We start from the raw sequence: 14,835 nt of genomic DNA on the forward strand, positions 1-14,835 counted from the left end.
CCAACCATGCGGGCGGTGACCACTGCGCTGGCGACCGGGGCCTGACGCCGATGCCTCACCCGGCCTGATCTGTCGGTTTGTCGAGGTTTCCTGACAAGGCCCCCTGCCCCCAAGCTCCAGGACGCAAACCGACGGTGCGGCGGTCTTGCGACAGCTCCGCGAAAGCGCATCACGAGGGCGAAAGCAGCAGTTCCGCCAATGTCAGCGCCATGACCTTGGCGCTGTCCAGCATGTCATCGACGCCCACCCACTCATCCGGCTGGTGCGCGAGATCCAGAATGCCCGGCCCGTAAGCGATGCAGTTTTTCAGCCGCCCGATACGGTCGATATGTTTCTGGTCATACGTTCCGGGGCTGACAACGTAATCCGGCGCGCGCGCCAGGACCTTTTCGATGGCATGGGCAACGGAGGTCACGACCGGCGCATTTTCCGCCGTCATGGTCGGCTGCACTTCGAAGAGGTCCCGCAGTTCGTATTCGAAGCCGGGCCGCTCGCCCTTCACCCGCTCCAGCATGGAGGTCACCTCGGCCTTCACCTCGGCAATGTCCTCCTCGATGAGGAAACGGCGGTCGATGGTTATGCGGCAGCGGTCCGGCACGCAGGGCGCGGGAAGGCCGGTATAATCGTCTTCCTGAACCGGTTCACCGCCATGGATGGCATTGATATTGAGCGTGGACTGTTTGGCGCCTTCGGGCACAACCGGCATCTCTGTCCGCTTGGTGGCCAGCAGCGGGAAGAGATAGGCTTCCATCTCGCTCAGAACGGCCCCCATGTGGCGCACCGCGCAGTCGCCGAGGAACGGCATCGAGCCATGTGCGATCCGGCCCATGGTTTCGATCTCCGCCCACCAGACGCCGCGATGACCGAGGCAGATGCGGTCCTTGTTGAGCGGCTCGGGGATGATCACGTGCTGCACGCGGATCGGGTCGAACCAGCCTTGCTCGGCAAGATAGGCCACGCCGCCATAACCACCCGATTCCTCATCCGCGGTTGCAGATATCTCCACTGAACCGTGAAAATCGGGGAAGGTGTGGACAAAGGTTTCCGCCGCGATGATCGAGGTGGCCAGCCCGCCCTTCATGTCGCAGGCGCCGCGCCCATAGATGCGGCCGTCGTGAAGCTCGCCGCCGAAGGGATCGAATTTCCAGCCATTGCCCACCTCGACCACGTCATGGTGAGAGTTGAAATGCACCGTGTCGCCGCCCGCGCGCCCTTCGCGGCTCGCGACGATGTTCCAGCGTGGGTAACGGTCGCTATCGGCGAGCGCTCCTTCGGCGCGCACCAGTTCTACATGGAAGCCGGCTTCCGACAGCCGCCCGTCGAGATATTCACAAATATCCCGGTAGTACCGCCCCGGCGGGTTCAGCGTTGGTATCCGGATGAGGTCCTGTGTCAGTGAAATCAGGTCGTCCCGCCGGGCCTCGATGGCAGTGACGAGCCGGGAGTCTGTATCCGTGGCCATACCTGCAGGCTAGGCCCGTGACATGGCGCCCGCAATGGCGTTGAGCCGCGACAGGATGGCCCGGCTGCCGAATTTAGCCGTCGCGCTTGGCCGCCAGTCGGTCTATCACGAGGGGAAACCCGGGCGCGCCCGTCGCGCCTCCACCCCGGAGCTACCGATGGCCGCGCTTGCCAGACTGCTGCTGATCCTTTTCGTCGTGCTGAGCGTCGTCTATGTCAGCCTGTCGTTCTACTCGCGCGCGATACGACGCGACAAGCTCGAAGAGGAATGGGACGAGGAAATCCGCTCCGGCGACCGGGAGGCCTTCATCCGCGAAGGTCTCGAAGAATACGACGGCTCCCTGCGGCGAAAGCTAATCCTGGGTGTCTATATCGTCCCGATCGTGCTGATCGGGATCATCATCTATTTCACGAATTACAACTGAGGACCTTCCCCCATGTGGTACTACATCCGCTGGACCCTCTGGCTTCTGATCCTGGCCGTTATCGCGGGCTTCCTGCATTACACCCTGCCACGCAACGACGTGGTGCGGATCACCGACACCTACGAAAAACGCGTCGATTTCGGCGAGAACTCGATCTTCTGGTCCCATTCGGGCACCGGCGAGGCGGTAAACACCACCAGCCGCGACGTGTTCTTCATCCAGGCGATGAGCGCCAAGGACAAGCCGATGGTCTATCGCAACGAGGATACGGGCTGGGGCTGGCCACCCTATTTCAAGTTCCACACCTCCAACTTGCAAACCATCGCGGCCGACCTGAAATCGACCAAGGAAAACCCGCAATGGGTGGCGGTCAAGAGATACGGCTGGCGCCTGCCCTATGCCTCGATCTATCCCAACGCGATCTCGGTGAAGCCGGTCGACGGGCCGGATGCGCGGGTCACCCCGTGGATCTCGATCTCGATCCTCGTCGTTCTGGGATGTATCTGGCTGGCGATCTACACGCGCTGGCGCAGATTCTGGGCAAACAGGCAGGACAAGGAACTGGATTGATCCATCTGCCGGGCACGCGCCGTGTGCCAACGCCATGAAATAGCGCGGGAAACGGGGGTGTTGCCCCCTCTCCCGCGCTTATTACTCTCACATGGGTGTCGGAGGCTTCGAACCTAGCCCCACTTGGCGAGCGCGGCCGCGAGTTCCGGATGGTCCAGCGCGTAATCGGCCAGCTCGACATCGCTTTCCGCGGCTTTCCACGCCTGGTGAACGGCCCGCACGCCCGCGGCCGGCCCCATCGGGTGGCCGTGAACCCCGCCGCCGGCGAGATACATCAGGTCCAGCGTCCGGCCGGTCTGGCGATAGGTATCCACCGCCTGCCCGCCCCATTGGCCGGAACAGACAACCGGCAGCGAGCGGTCCGCCGGTGAGAAGATCGGCTCGGCGAGGTCGTGGAAGGAGCGGACGAAGCTCTCGTCGGGCTCCCAGTATTTCGCGCGGATGCCGTTGATCTGGAACTGGTCGACGCCGAGCAGGCGCCAGATCTTCTGGTAGGCGCGAAACTCCATGCCAAGGCCGGGATGGCGGGTGAGAATGTCCCAGCCATTGCGATGCGCATGCAGGCAGAGCTTCGAGCGCTTGCGCAGGAAGGACATGCCACCATGGCCGATGGAGTTGATGTTGATCACCGCCGCGTTGCCGCCGGCCGCGACCACGCAGTCGTGGTTGCGCATCATCACGTCCGGGTCGGCCGAGGAGATGCCAAAGGCATACATCACCTTCTTGCCGGTCTTCTGCTCGTGATCGAGAATGACAGGCATGATCGCCTTCACCCGGTCCTCCAGCGAGGAGTAGCCCGGGCTCATCAACTTCTCGTCATCCTTGATGAAGTCGACCCCGGCCTCGCAGAGCTGCTTGACGACCGTTGCAGTTTCCTCCGGCAGAAGCCCGAGCGACGGCTTGATGATCGAGGCGATGATCGGCCCTTCGGTCACGCCCGTCAGTTGGCGCGAGCCAGGAATGCCGAATTGCGGGCCGGGATGGATCGCCCATTCCTGTGGCAGGTCGAAATCCATGACGCGAATGCCGGTGGGTCCACGCACGGCAAAGACGCCCCCGACGGTGATGGTCATCAGCGCGGCGATATCGGTCCCCACCGCTTCCAGCGGATAAGAGATCACCGCATCGGCACGGTTATAGGGCCCACTGCCGCCGGGATCGGGAAAGGAGGGGGTGTCGGACGGCGCAAGCCGGGTGATGGCTTCGACCCGCGCGGCGCACCGGGCGCGGACCGCCTCCGTCTCGCCGGGAAGCTCGGTGAAAGTGCCGGTGGACTGATCCGAGGCGATCTTGGCGGCGAGCGCTTCGATATCACCGGGCGTTTCAAGCCGATATGTGACCTTGATCGTGCTGCGTGACATGGTTTTTCCCTGTTTTCCCTGTTGCCCTGTCTCAGCGCGGCCCGCCGCCGTCGCGCACCCAGCCGAAGTAATCCGGCGAGCCCATCTGGCCGCCTTTCAGCGCCAGTTCCAGCCCATCCATCGGTCCGTCGGCGTGGGCGCGGAAAATCGAAGCGCCAGGAATGGTCGGCGCGAGGGCGGACAGTGCGTAGATGCCGAGCTGCTGGGTGGCAAAGCCCGAGGTGTCGCCACCGGAGACGATGGCGCGGCGCACGCCGCTGCGCTGGAGCACTTCGTGCAGGATCTTGCCGAGCGACTCGCCAATTGTGCGGTTGGCATCCTGTATCGGTGTTCCCGTCGCGGCGATCTCCTCGCGGAACCGTTGCACTGCCGGATCGTCCGGCCCCTCGGCCGTATGCACCAACGGGTCGCGCCCTTCGGAGAGGGCCGCCAGACAGGCCGCGACGCTGCGCTCGATCTCGCGCTCAACGGCCTCTTGTCCGTGGCAGACCTGCGTGGCGTCGAAGGCGACGCAGGCGAAGCCGTTCTGCTTCGACCATGCGATCTGCGCGGCCGTTGTCGGCGACACGGAGCCGGAGACCGAGATCATGCCATTTGAGCGCCCGATGCCGGTCGGCGGGGTCGCCCTCTCCAGCAGGCCGCTCTGGCACCAATGCTCGACCAGCGCATATTCGACGCCTTGGGAGCCGATCACGAAGCGGCTGCGCTCCCGCGCCTCCCACATCGCGCGCCCGGCGGCGGCATCGGAACTGGCATCCATGGTGTCGATCGTCACCGCGCAGAGCCGTCCCGCTTCAATCTCCGGCAAGTCAGCGCCGCGTGCGAGGTCCTCCAGCGACAGCAAGGCGGTGTCGAGCCGGTCCGATTGCCGGGCGATGTGCAGGGCGACATCGGCCTCGTCCATCGGCGTGACCGGATGGCGTGACATCACCGGGTGCCGGTCAAGCCGGAAGACCTGATCGCCCATTCCGGCAAAGAGATGGCCGAAGCACTGGTAGCGGCGCATTTGCGGCGCGGCCACCAGCACGGGCACGACTCTTGCTCCGAAGGTGGCTGCTCCGATCTCGATGGCGCGCCCGATGGAACCGGTTTCGGGCGAGGAATCGAGCGTGGAGCAGACCTTGTAGTGGACGAGCGCCGGATCAAAGGCCTTCAGCCGTTGGAACACTGCCGGCAGGTTTTCGTCCATCCAAGCCGGCGACATCGTCCGCGCAGTGGAGGCGACACCGATTGCACGCAGGTCAGGGAACCGCTCCAGCTGTTCGGCCGTCGGCACATCGAGAAACAGGATCGCCGGAAGCCCCGAGAAGGTCAGCACCTCCATCGTCGCGGCCGCTCCGGTGAAGTCATCGCCATACCAGGCAACGAGAATGCCCGCATCGAGGCGGTCCGATTTCGACATTTGTTTCCCCATCGCTGCAGCTTTTTTGTTGACAGTCGCTATGCTGGCATAGTTATTAACTCATCATACCAGTTGTCAACCTGATTCCTGCCGTGGCGGGAGTGGACAGAAGGAGAAACAGACGTGACGAAATTGGCCTTGTTTGGAGCTGGCGGAAAAATGGGGATGCGTCTTGGCGCGAACCTCGCCAAGACGGACGCCTTCGAGACCCTTCATGTGGAAGTGTCTGAGGACGGGCAAAAACGCGTGAAGGAAACGTTCGGCGTCGATTGCGTCGATCCCGATACCGCGCTCGCGGGCGCCGACGTGATCGTGCTCGCCGTGCCGGACACGCTGATCGGCAAGATCTCCCATGCCATCATCGACAAGGTGAAGCCCGGCGCGATGCTCTTCTGCCTCGACGGCGCGGCGCCCTTTGCCGGCCACCTGCCGGAACGCGCGGACGTCACCTATTTCATGTCTCATCCCTGCCATCCGCCGATCTGGAACGACGAGGATACGCCGGAAGGCCGGCGCGACTATTTTGGCGGGATCGCTGCCAAACAAGGCGTCGTCAACGTTCTGATCCAGGGGCCGGAGGGCGATTACGAGGTTGGCAACGAGGTCGCCCGGACGATCTACGCGCCGGTTGCGCGCTCGCACCGCGTGACGCTGAAACAGTTCGCGCTGCTGGAGCCGGGCCTGTCCGAGACAGTCAACGGCTCGCTGATGGCGGTGCTGCGTCAGGCGATGGACGAGGTGATCTCCAAGGGCGTGAGCTATGATTGCGCGCGCGACTTCTTGCTTGGGCACATGAACATCATGGGTGCGGTGACCTTCGACCAGCACAAGGGCGTCTTCTCCGATGCGGCCAACAAGGCCATCGAATACGGCATTCCCGTGCTGATGAAGGATGACTGGAAGCGCTGCTTCGACGATGACGAGATCGCCGCGAGCGTCGAGCGGATCACCTGATCGCGCCCAGCGCAAACGCCCAAACCGGCTCCCGACAACATCGCGGGGGCCGCAGCGCCCGGGCCTGATACAAAGCCAGGCCCGACGCGCGGTACGTTACAGAGTTTCGGGGAAAACAGATCGCCTTCCCTCACCTCCCGGCGTCCCTTCAGACGCAAAAAGGCGATACGAATGTCCCATGGTTTCCCCGAAACGCTTTTTTGCGTCAGGCCGCCTTGCGACCGCCAGTCCGGCGCCGCGGGCGGCTTTTGGCATTCGGACGCGACGGTTTGGACTGGTTACCACGCCGCGGGGTCTCGGCCTGGGACCCGGACCAGCGCGTGCCGCCCTGCACGGGGATCTCGCGCCCCATCGTCTTCTGGATCGCCTTCAGCTCCGACATTTCCGCCGGCGCACAATAGGTAACGGCGCGGCCATCGCGGCCAGCCCGCGCGGTACGGCCAATACGGTGCACGTAATTGTCGGGAACATTGGGCAGATCGTAGTTGTAGACATGCCGCACACCCGGAATGTCCAGCCCGCGCGCCGCGACATCCGTGGCCACCAGCACTTTCAGCTCGCCCGACTTGAATGCCTTGATCGCCCGGTCCCGCTGGCCCTGGGACTTGTTGCCATGGATCGCGCCAACGGCGTAACCCGCTTTCTCCAGCGCCCCGGCCAGGCGGTTCGCACCATGTTTCGTGCGCGTGAAGACCAGCGCCATTTCGGCGCGATGCGCATCGAGATGCTCGATCAAGAGCGAAGTCTTTCCGGCCTGTTCGACGAAATGCAGCCCCTGCTCGACCTTGTCGGCAGGCTTGCCCGGAGGGCTGACCTCGATACGGATCGGGTCTGTGAGATAGGTTTTCGACAGGTCCGCCATCAGCTTCGGCATGGTGGCCGAGAACAGCATGGTCTGGCGGTCCTTCGACAGCAGCGGCGCGATGCGGCGAAGTGCGTGGATGAAGCCCATGTCCAGCATCTGGTCGGCCTCGTCGAGAACGAGGTAGCGGGTCTGGTCGAGCCGGACAGCCTTGCGTTCAATCAGGTCGATCAACCGGCCGGGCGTTGCCACGAGCAGGTCCGTGCCCCGGTGAAGCCGGTTTGCCTGCGCGTTGAGGGAGGCGCCGCCGACGACAAGGTTCACCTTCAGATGCGTGCCGTTTGTATAGGCCGCGAGGTTGTCGGCGATCTGCTTGGCCAGTTCGCGGGTCGGGGCGAGGATCAGTCCGCGCACCGATTTCGGTTCGGGCGCGCTGCCCATCCCAAGCAGGTTATGGGCCATCGGCAGGCCGAAAGCCGCCGTCTTGCCGGTGCCGGTCTGGGCGATGCCCATGACGTCGCGCCCGGCGAGCGCATGCGGGATTGCTTTGGTCTGGATCGGCGTCGGGTCGGTGATGCCCTGCTCAGCAAGTTTGCGAACAAGGCGCGGTGCCAGCCCGAGTGTTTCAAAAGTCATATGTCTGTTTCCAATCGCGGCGCCGGCCTTTGGCCGTGCCAAAAAGAGCTGCCGCCCTTCGCATCGAAGTGGCGGGTGCAGTCGGGTTGCGCGATGACATGACCACGAGGCCGCATTGCCTCGACGGTTTTCACCGCGTCGGACCCCCGCGTGATCTGGGAACCTGGGAAAAGTGGACATTCTGCGTCATCCGCTCGGGGAGACTGCATTCTGCTCACGCGGCAGAGAATGTCAGAGGTGCCTAGTGCAGTTTTCGAGTCGGTATGTCAACAGGTTTGACGCTCTGCACAGAAACCGTCTTTACGCCCGCCACCTCCCGCTTCAGCGTTCCGGTGAAGAAGATCCAGGCCAAAATGTCCGCAGAAGCCACAAAACGGGTACGTTTACCCCAAAGCAGGCCCCAAATGCAGGTCATCACCTTGTCATACCAATAGTGCTCAAGTAAGCCCTAGGGAGAAACAAAATGGTCGCCCCATGCCCCAGGACACTCCTTTTTCCAAGACACCGGTCGAGCCGATCCAGCGGCAGAAGCTGTCCGACCAGGTGTTTGACCGCCTCTGGCGCATGATAAAGTCGGGCGAACTTGCGCCGGGCGATGCGATGCCCTCCGAACGTGCGCTCATGGAGCTGTTCGGCGTCGGACGTCCAGCGGTTCGCGAGGCGCTGCAGACGCTCGCCAACAAGGGGCTGATCTCCATTACCCATGGCGAACGCAGCCGTGTGAACGAGTTGAACGCCACGACGGCGCTCGGCCAGGTCGACGAGATCGCCAAGCTTCTGTTGTCGGCCGAGCCGTCGAATGTCGACCACCTCAAGCAGCTTCGCAAGATCCTTGAGGCGGGAACCGTTCGTCTCGCCGCTGAAATCTGCGGGGCCGAGGACGTGCGGGATTTGCGGAACCTGATCGAAGAGCAGCGTGGCCTGCTTGGCGACGAAAAAGCCTTTATCCAGGCCGATATCGCCTTTCACGTCCGGATCGCGGAGATCACGACAAACCCGCTGCTGGTGAGCGTGACGCGGGCGATGCTGACTTGGCTGCTCGAGTATTACCAACCCGTCCTGCATTGGGAGGGCCGCGAGAATACCACGCTGCAGGAGCATGAGAAGATCGCCGATCTTCTTGGTCAGCGGGACCGGGAAGGCGCCATCCGGATGATGCGCGACCACCTCAGCCGTTCCGACCCGCTCTACATTTCAGCTGCCACCGCGAATTGAACGCGCGACAAAGGAACCGCGTCAGCACAGGCCCCGTCGGTCTGCTCGAACATGTGTCCTGCCCCATTTCGATTGGCCACTTCTCAGTAGAGTTCCCGGCACAGGTAGGCGCATTCCGAACGCCTGATGCGGACGGGTGTGGTTGTATGTAGACGGGGCGAGGGTGCGTCCGTGATGGCATAACGATCAAGGTAATACTGCGCCATACGCTCCAGCTCGTCGGTTGATTATCCCCCGCCGAGCTTGGTCCCGGGCGCACTTCGCAGCAGACCGGCATCGATCCTCGCCTCCGGGGGTTGAACAAGCTGCCGATAATCAGGGCCTTGCTGGACACAGCCCCGCAGGACCGATGAAACGGACCCCATCGAGGCTGCATCCGGTTTTTGTGGCTCTTTCAGGGAAGTTCGGAGCCATCCGGGCGCGTGGAAGCGCCCAGTCCTCCGTCACACCAGATGTACGGAGATTTTGCCAAATCCTTCGACCCGGCCAATGACGTCGATGCCGCCGGGGAAGAAGTCGCAGCCCGTCAGCGAGCCCGTGATCACGATCTGACCCTTTTGAAGGCCGCCGAGATGCCCGCCGATATTGGCACAGAACAGCGCCAGGTTGGACAATGCCGATCCGCCCGGCACGGTGGTCTCGCCGTCAAGGATCTGCTCATCACCACAACGCAGGAATGCGGTGGTCGCGCCGAAATCCCGGCCATCCCAGTCAGTCAGCTCCGGACCGACGACAAGGCCCGCGTTGAGCTGCATGTCGGCCAGTTTCAACATCGCCAGATCGTCGGCGCGATCCAGTCGCGTGTCCACCAGTTCGATCACCAGACGCGGCCGGAAAAAGGCCTTCGGGTCGCTCGTCATGTCATCGGCGGGCTCGGCGATCAGTTCGAACCCGATCTCCAGCTCGATCCCGATCTGATCCTTCACCGTCACGCTCCCGCCGGTAGGCACGGTCGACGCGACGGCAATGGGGCCCAGGAACGGGCGCGTATCGGGGCGTTCGATCACCTTGAACCCGCTGACCGGCCCAAGCTCCGCCTGAACATGCCGCTGGATATCCAGCGCCTCGTCATAGTCCGGCACCGGAAGCTTGCTGGCATCCGCACGCTGGCCGGTCTGGTGGGCTGCGATCAGTGCCGTCGAAATGGTGTCAACCTTCGTCATGTCCTTGCTCCATAGACCTTTGGCCTCGGGGGATAATTCTGCCAAGGAGCAGATACAATCCGGATCGAACGGCAATCAGGCTGCAAACGAAAATGCCGCGGCCAAGCAGATGCGGCCCTGGCTTCGCGCAACGTTCCACGAGCCTGGGCGCGCTGTTTCTGGGGACGTGCTCGGTCTGACCCACATCGGCCGCGATTGTGCCCGGCTCTCAAGTCGGGACTTCGCAGATCCGCGCGTTGGGCGTCAGCTCCGTTAAGTCAGCTGGGCGCTCAGGAACTCCGCCGCACGCCGATGTGCCGTTTCGGCCGCCTGCTCCACATAATCCGCGGGGCGGGCATCGTTGGCGAAGGCATGACCGGCGTCGTCATAGGTGAACACTTCCATGTCCGGGAAATACGCCTGTGCGGCGTCGAGCATCTCGGCGGGAACATGGCTGTCCTTGCGGCCATAATGGCCCTGAACCGGGGCCCTGAGCGGAGCAATCTGGTACTGGGGCAGCCGGGTGCCGTAGAAGGCAACCGCCGCAGCGATATCGAGGATCTGGGCGGCACGAATGGCCAGCCCGCCGCCCCAGCAGAAGCCGATCACACCGACCTTGCCGCCATTGGCTTTCAGCGCCTGAACCGCGGCATCCACGTCCAGCATCGTCGTTTCGAGCTCCGATGCCAGCATCATGTCGCGTCCACGGGGCCCCTCGCTGAAGGGAATGACCGCCCCCTTCTCGAACCGGTCGAAAAGCGCGGGAATGGCGACGTCGTAGCCAAGCGCGGCGTAGCGGGCCGCGACCCCCTTGAGTTGATCGGTGACGCCGAAGATCTCCTGAAGGATCACGATTCCGCCCTTGCGGTCGCCTTGCGCCGGTTCCATCCAGCAGTCGAGTGCGTGGCCGTCCGAGGCCTTGAGCTCTGTCATCATGTGCCCGAATTCCTTTGTTTCAAAGACACACGCGCCGGGAAGCCCCGGCGCGTGCCCGTGAGATCATTCGCCGACGGGAATGCCGGCTTCCTCGAAATAGCGCAGGGCGCCGGGGTGATAGGGGACCTCGCTTGCCGGGGCCATTTTCTGCGCATCGGCCAGCCGGAACAGGCCGAAGGCGTCCGTCAGCGCCTCCTTTCCCTCGGCCACGCTCTTGACCAGCTTGTAGACGAGATCGTCGTCGACGTCGGCATTGGTCAGAAGCACCCACGGAATGCGCATGATCGTGGCGCCATGCTCCTGCAGACCGTTGATGTTGGGATTCTGCTTGAACGGCACCAGCCAGCCGGAGGCAAGTTGCCCCTTGAAGGCGGCGACGCCTTCGTCGGACTCATCCTGAGAAATATAACATAGCCCGCCGCGCCCCTTGAGCTGGACCGCCGCTTGCTGGCCGGCACCTGCATTCAGGCTGACAAGTGCAACGTCCACCAGCCCGTCACCGAGCGCGTTGATGCCGTCCACGAAGCTCGCCACCGGGACCTTCTTGAAATCATCATAGCTCACGCCCGCATTCGCGAGCCCGCCCTGAATGTAAAAGGGGATGATCGTCGAAGAGGTGTATTCCGACGCGATCCGCAGTTCCGACGCCTTCGCAGCCAGATCGGCAGCGGTCTTCAGCCCGAGATCGCAGGGCGCCATCAGCCCGGTGGTAAGCGGGAACATGACGCCAGCGAGGCGCATGTTCGGGTTTTCGCGGTCGTAGTTGCCAGTGCCGGTATAGGCGAAAGCCGCCTCCACCCCGTTGGAGAAACCGAAATCGACCTCGCCCGCGTTGATCAGCGGCAGGTAGCCGACCAGCGGCTGCGTGCGCGCGGTGATACCGACGTCATTTGCCACCCGTGCAACGGCCTGACCAGAACTGTAGGCCAGCGAGCCCTGAGCGCCGGTGGCGATGGTTACGACCTGGGCGTCGGCCGCTCCGGCGGCGACAGCCATGGCGGCAAGGGTGCCGCAGGCGATGGATTTGAGATGTTTCACGATTTCCTCCCTGAGTGAAAGCATTGGTCAGTCGGCCCGCCGGCTCTGCCGCAATGGCGCGTCGGCGGACGTCGAAGCGAAGTAGATCAGCGCAAAGCCAAGTGCCGCGGTCGCGGCTCCGACGACGGCGTGAAGCACGTCCGGCAGGCCGATAAAGCCCAGTGGCAATGTCAGAAAGCCCAGCACGACCGCGATCAGTCGCATCACACTGTTCAACCGCCTGCCCCAGTACCCCACGATCCCTGCGGTGACGGCGGCAATGCCGATGGCTGTCAGCGTGGCGGCAAGCAGGCTGGCCGCGAGACTGCCCTCCAGCAGTAGTGCCGGGGTGGCGACGAAAGCGAATGGCAGGATGAAGGCGGCCCAGCCGATGCGCATGGCCGCCACACCGGTCGCCAGCGCGCCGGCACCGGTGATCGCCGCCGCCGCGAAAGCCGCAAGCGCCACTGGCGGGGTGATCATCGACATCATGCCAAAATAGAGGATGAAGAGATGCGCCGCGATCGGCTGCACGCCGGCCTCGACCAGCGAGGGCGCGACCAGCGCTGCCAGCAACACATAGACCCCCGAGGTGGGCATCCCCATGCCGAGGATGATGCAGATCACCGCCGAGATCGCGAGCAGGAGCACGATGTTGGAGCCGACGGAATCGACCAGCAGCAGCGTCAGCGCGAAGCCAAGCCCGGTCACGTTCAGCACACCGATGACGAAACCCGCGGCGGCGACAACGAGGATCAGATCCACCATCGACCGGCCGGTATTCACAAAGACCTCGCCGAAGCCCGCCAGCGTCAGCTTCTCGCCGCGATAGCCGCGCAGGAAACCGGCGGCGACGATGGCAAGGGAAGCAAGCAGGGCCGAATCCTCGGGATCCATTCGAAGCCCGAACAGAGCAAAGAGCAGGATCGCGAAGGGCAGCAGGAAATGCCAGCCATCGGCCAGCACCTGCCGCGTTTGCAGCTTCTCGGCCTCGACGTTGTGGATGCCATCGCGCTGCGCGATCAGGTCCACCTGCAGGAAGACGCCGAGATAATAGAGGATGGCAGGGATCAGCGCGGCGCTCGCCACGGTGACGTAGGGAATTTCGAGAAACTCGGCCATCAGGAAGGCGGCCGCGCCCATGATCGGCGGAGTCAACTGGCCACCGGTGGAAGCGACGGCCTCGATACCGCCGGCATCCTCGTCCGAATAGCCGCCGCGTTTCATCAGCGGGATGGTGATGACGCCGGTCGTGGCAACGTTGGAAACGGCACTGCCGGAGATCGACCCGAAAAGCGCCGAGCCGACGATCGAGACCTTGGCGCTGCCGCCGCGCGAGCGGCCGGTCATTGCCATGGCGAGATCGGTCAGGAAAGCCCCGCCACCGGCGGCAAACAGCAACTGGCCGAAGAAGACGAAGAGCAGCACGATGATCGTGCCGACGGCAAGCGGCGAGGAAAAGACCGCCGAAGGGTCGAAGCCGACATATTGCACGAGGCGCTCGGGGGTCAGTTCCTTGCCGATCAGCTTTCCGGGCACTTTGTCGGCAAAGAGCGCGTAGACAAGGAAGACCGCCACGATGGAGAACAGCATCCAGCCGGCACGGCGTCGAATGCCTTCCATCACCGCCACGGTGACCACCGCGCCGATCAGGGTGATCTGCCAGGGACGGTAGGCCTGCTCCTTGAGCAACCAGGCGAAATCCCAGGCCGCATAGAGCAGCACGAGAAAGGCGGTGACGGCGATGAGGCCATCGAGCCAGCCCACTCGGTCCTTCACCTTGCCCTCCGGCCCGTATTGCAGAAAGGCGATGGTGAGCGCGAGACCAAGCTGGAGCGCCATGTATTGCTGGCGCAGGATCGCGAAGCCAAGGCGCGTATGCGCCTCGACGTTCCACAGGATGCATGCCAGCACCATAGTAGTGGCGAGCCCGGCAATGATCCATTGCACCGGCGTCCTGCTGGTTGCCGCCTCTGTCATGGGGTTACCTCTTCGGGCCAGTAGAGTCGCATCGGGTTGTCGATCAGCAATTTGCGTTGCAGCACTTCCGTCGGCGCGATGCGCAGGATCACGTCAACCAGCGCACCGTCGTCGGGCATATGCGAGCGCATGTTGGGGTGCGGCCAGTCAGTGCCCCAGAGCACCCGGTCAGGGAAACCAGCGACAAGCGCCCGCCCGAAGGGAATCACATCGTCATAGGGCGGCCCGGCCTGTGTGAGGCGCTCCGGACAGGTCGCCTTGACCCAGAACTGCTCATTGTCTTCCAGAAGCCGCAGGAAGCCCTGGAAGGCCGGGCTGTCGATGCCCTCGGGCACCTCCGGGCGCCCCATGTGGTCGACGACGATGGTACCGGGGAGCGACAGAAGGAAAGGTCTGAGGTCGTCAAGTTCGGCCATTTCGAAATAGACGACGATGTGCCAACCGCGATCGGCCAGCCGGGCCGCGATCCGCTGGTAGGCATCCTTCGGCGCGTTTCCGACCAGCCGCTTGAGGAAGTTGAAGCGCACCCCGCGCACCCCGCCCGCATGGAGGGCGTCCAGCTCGGCCTCGGTGATCTCCTCTCCGACCACCGCGACCCCACGCGCCGCACCGCCGGAGCGCGCGATGGCATCCAGCATGGCGCTGTTGTCCCGGCCATGGCAGGTGGCCTGCACGATCACGTTGCGGGAAAAGCCAAGGTGATCGCGCAGGGTGAAGAGCGTTTCGGCCGCCGCATCGATGGGTGTGTATTTACGCTCCGGTGCGAAGGGGAACCGCGCGGACGGCCCGAAAACGTGGCAATGCGCATCGACCGCCCCCTTCGGCACGTCGAAGGACGGCACCGAGGGAGCGGAATGATACGGCAGGTAGGCGGCGGCAGAGATGCCTTCGCCCGAGACCTTTGCAGGCTGGGTCATCTTGTTGTCCTCTCATT

At 63.7% G+C, this 14,835-nt stretch carries 13 protein-coding genes; 4 read left to right on the forward strand and 9 right to left on the reverse strand.

Features of this window, described 5'->3' with window-relative positions; translation table 11 throughout:
- Positions 1 to 169: 169 nt before the first annotated feature.
- On the reverse strand, positions 170 to 1,462 hold the full coding sequence (locus AX756_RS10530) for an acetylornithine deacetylase/succinyl-diaminopimelate desuccinylase family protein (protein ID WP_068310837.1): 1,293 nt from the start codon (positions 1,460 to 1,462) through the stop codon (positions 170 to 172).
- Between the two features lie 22 nt (positions 1,463 to 1,484).
- Between AX756_RS10530 and AX756_RS10535 the strand changes: the two genes are divergently transcribed.
- Together AX756_RS10535 and AX756_RS10540 are read left to right on the forward strand one after the other, a co-directional pair.
- Complete coding sequence (locus AX756_RS10535; RefSeq protein ID WP_321186406.1) at positions 1,485 to 1,886, forward strand: hypothetical protein; 402 nt, start codon at positions 1,485 to 1,487, stop codon at positions 1,884 to 1,886.
- A 12-nt stretch (positions 1,887 to 1,898) separates the two neighbouring features.
- Complete coding sequence (locus tag AX756_RS10540; protein WP_068310844.1) at positions 1,899 to 2,456, forward strand: DUF1523 family protein; 558 nt, start codon at positions 1,899 to 1,901, stop codon at positions 2,454 to 2,456.
- Positions 2,457 to 2,569: 113 nt separating this feature from the next.
- Here the strand turns inward: AX756_RS10540 and oiaX are convergent, their stop codons facing one another.
- Together oiaX and AX756_RS10550 are read right to left on the reverse strand one after the other, a co-directional pair.
- Positions 2,570 to 3,817, reverse strand: a complete 1,248-nt coding sequence (gene oiaX / locus AX756_RS10545; RefSeq protein WP_068310847.1) for a 3-oxo-isoapionate-4-phosphate decarboxylase OiaX — start codon at positions 3,815 to 3,817, stop codon at positions 2,570 to 2,572.
- A gap of 31 nt (positions 3,818 to 3,848) precedes the next feature.
- Positions 3,849 to 5,219: a four-carbon acid sugar kinase family protein gene (locus AX756_RS10550; protein ID WP_068310849.1), complete on the reverse strand. Its 1,371-nt coding sequence runs from the start codon at positions 5,217 to 5,219 to the stop codon at positions 3,849 to 3,851.
- A 123-nt stretch (positions 5,220 to 5,342) separates the two neighbouring features.
- Here AX756_RS10550 and AX756_RS10555 point away from each other — a divergent pair, with 123 nt between their 5' ends.
- Positions 5,343 to 6,173 (forward strand): phosphogluconate dehydrogenase C-terminal domain-containing protein, encoded by an 831-nt coding sequence (locus AX756_RS10555; protein ID WP_068310852.1) that lies wholly within the window; start codon positions 5,343 to 5,345, stop codon positions 6,171 to 6,173.
- A gap of 205 nt (positions 6,174 to 6,378) precedes the next feature.
- On the opposite strand, the gene AX756_RS10560 is transcribed toward AX756_RS10555, so the two are convergent.
- Entirely contained in the window at positions 6,379 to 7,611 is a 1,233-nt protein-coding gene (locus AX756_RS10560; protein WP_068310855.1) for a DEAD/DEAH box helicase, read from the reverse strand.
- Between the two features lie 474 nt (positions 7,612 to 8,085).
- Here AX756_RS10560 and nanR point away from each other — a divergent pair, with 474 nt between their 5' ends.
- Complete coding sequence (nanR, locus tag AX756_RS10565; RefSeq protein WP_068310858.1) at positions 8,086 to 8,826, forward strand: transcriptional regulator NanR; 741 nt, start codon at positions 8,086 to 8,088, stop codon at positions 8,824 to 8,826.
- 443 nt (positions 8,827 to 9,269) lie between these two features.
- Here the strand turns inward: nanR and AX756_RS10570 are convergent, their stop codons facing one another.
- The 5 genes from AX756_RS10570 to AX756_RS10590 all read right to left on the reverse strand — a co-directional run bounded on the left by AX756_RS10570 (position 9,270) and on the right by AX756_RS10590 (position 14,818).
- Positions 9,270 to 9,989, reverse strand: a complete 720-nt coding sequence (locus AX756_RS10570; RefSeq protein ID WP_068310860.1) for a hydratase — start codon at positions 9,987 to 9,989, stop codon at positions 9,270 to 9,272.
- 252 nt (positions 9,990 to 10,241) lie between these two features.
- Positions 10,242 to 10,904 (reverse strand): dienelactone hydrolase family protein, encoded by a 663-nt coding sequence (locus AX756_RS10575; RefSeq protein ID WP_068310863.1) that lies wholly within the window; start codon positions 10,902 to 10,904, stop codon positions 10,242 to 10,244.
- A gap of 63 nt (positions 10,905 to 10,967) precedes the next feature.
- Positions 10,968 to 11,942 carry a TAXI family TRAP transporter solute-binding subunit gene (locus tag AX756_RS10580; protein WP_163886969.1) on the reverse strand — a complete coding sequence of 325 codons (975 nt, stop codon included), beginning with the start codon at positions 11,940 to 11,942 and terminating at the stop codon, positions 10,968 to 10,970.
- Positions 11,943 to 11,969: 27 nt separating this feature from the next.
- A complete protein-coding gene (locus tag AX756_RS10585) occupies positions 11,970 to 13,901 on the reverse strand; it encodes a TRAP transporter permease (protein WP_068310867.1) in 1,932 nt (643 codons plus the stop codon).
- On the reverse strand, positions 13,898 to 14,818 hold the full coding sequence (locus AX756_RS10590; RefSeq protein WP_068310869.1) for an amidohydrolase family protein: 921 nt from the start codon (positions 14,816 to 14,818) through the stop codon (positions 13,898 to 13,900). The genes AX756_RS10585 and AX756_RS10590 overlap by 4 nt, the downstream gene beginning before the upstream one ends.
- Between the last annotated feature and the right edge of the window lie 17 nt (positions 14,819 to 14,835).

The sequence above is a fragment of the Aliiruegeria sabulilitoris genome (genome assembly GCF_001558155.1).
Classification (GTDB): domain Bacteria; phylum Pseudomonadota; class Alphaproteobacteria; order Rhodobacterales; family Rhodobacteraceae; genus Tropicimonas; species Tropicimonas sabulilitoris.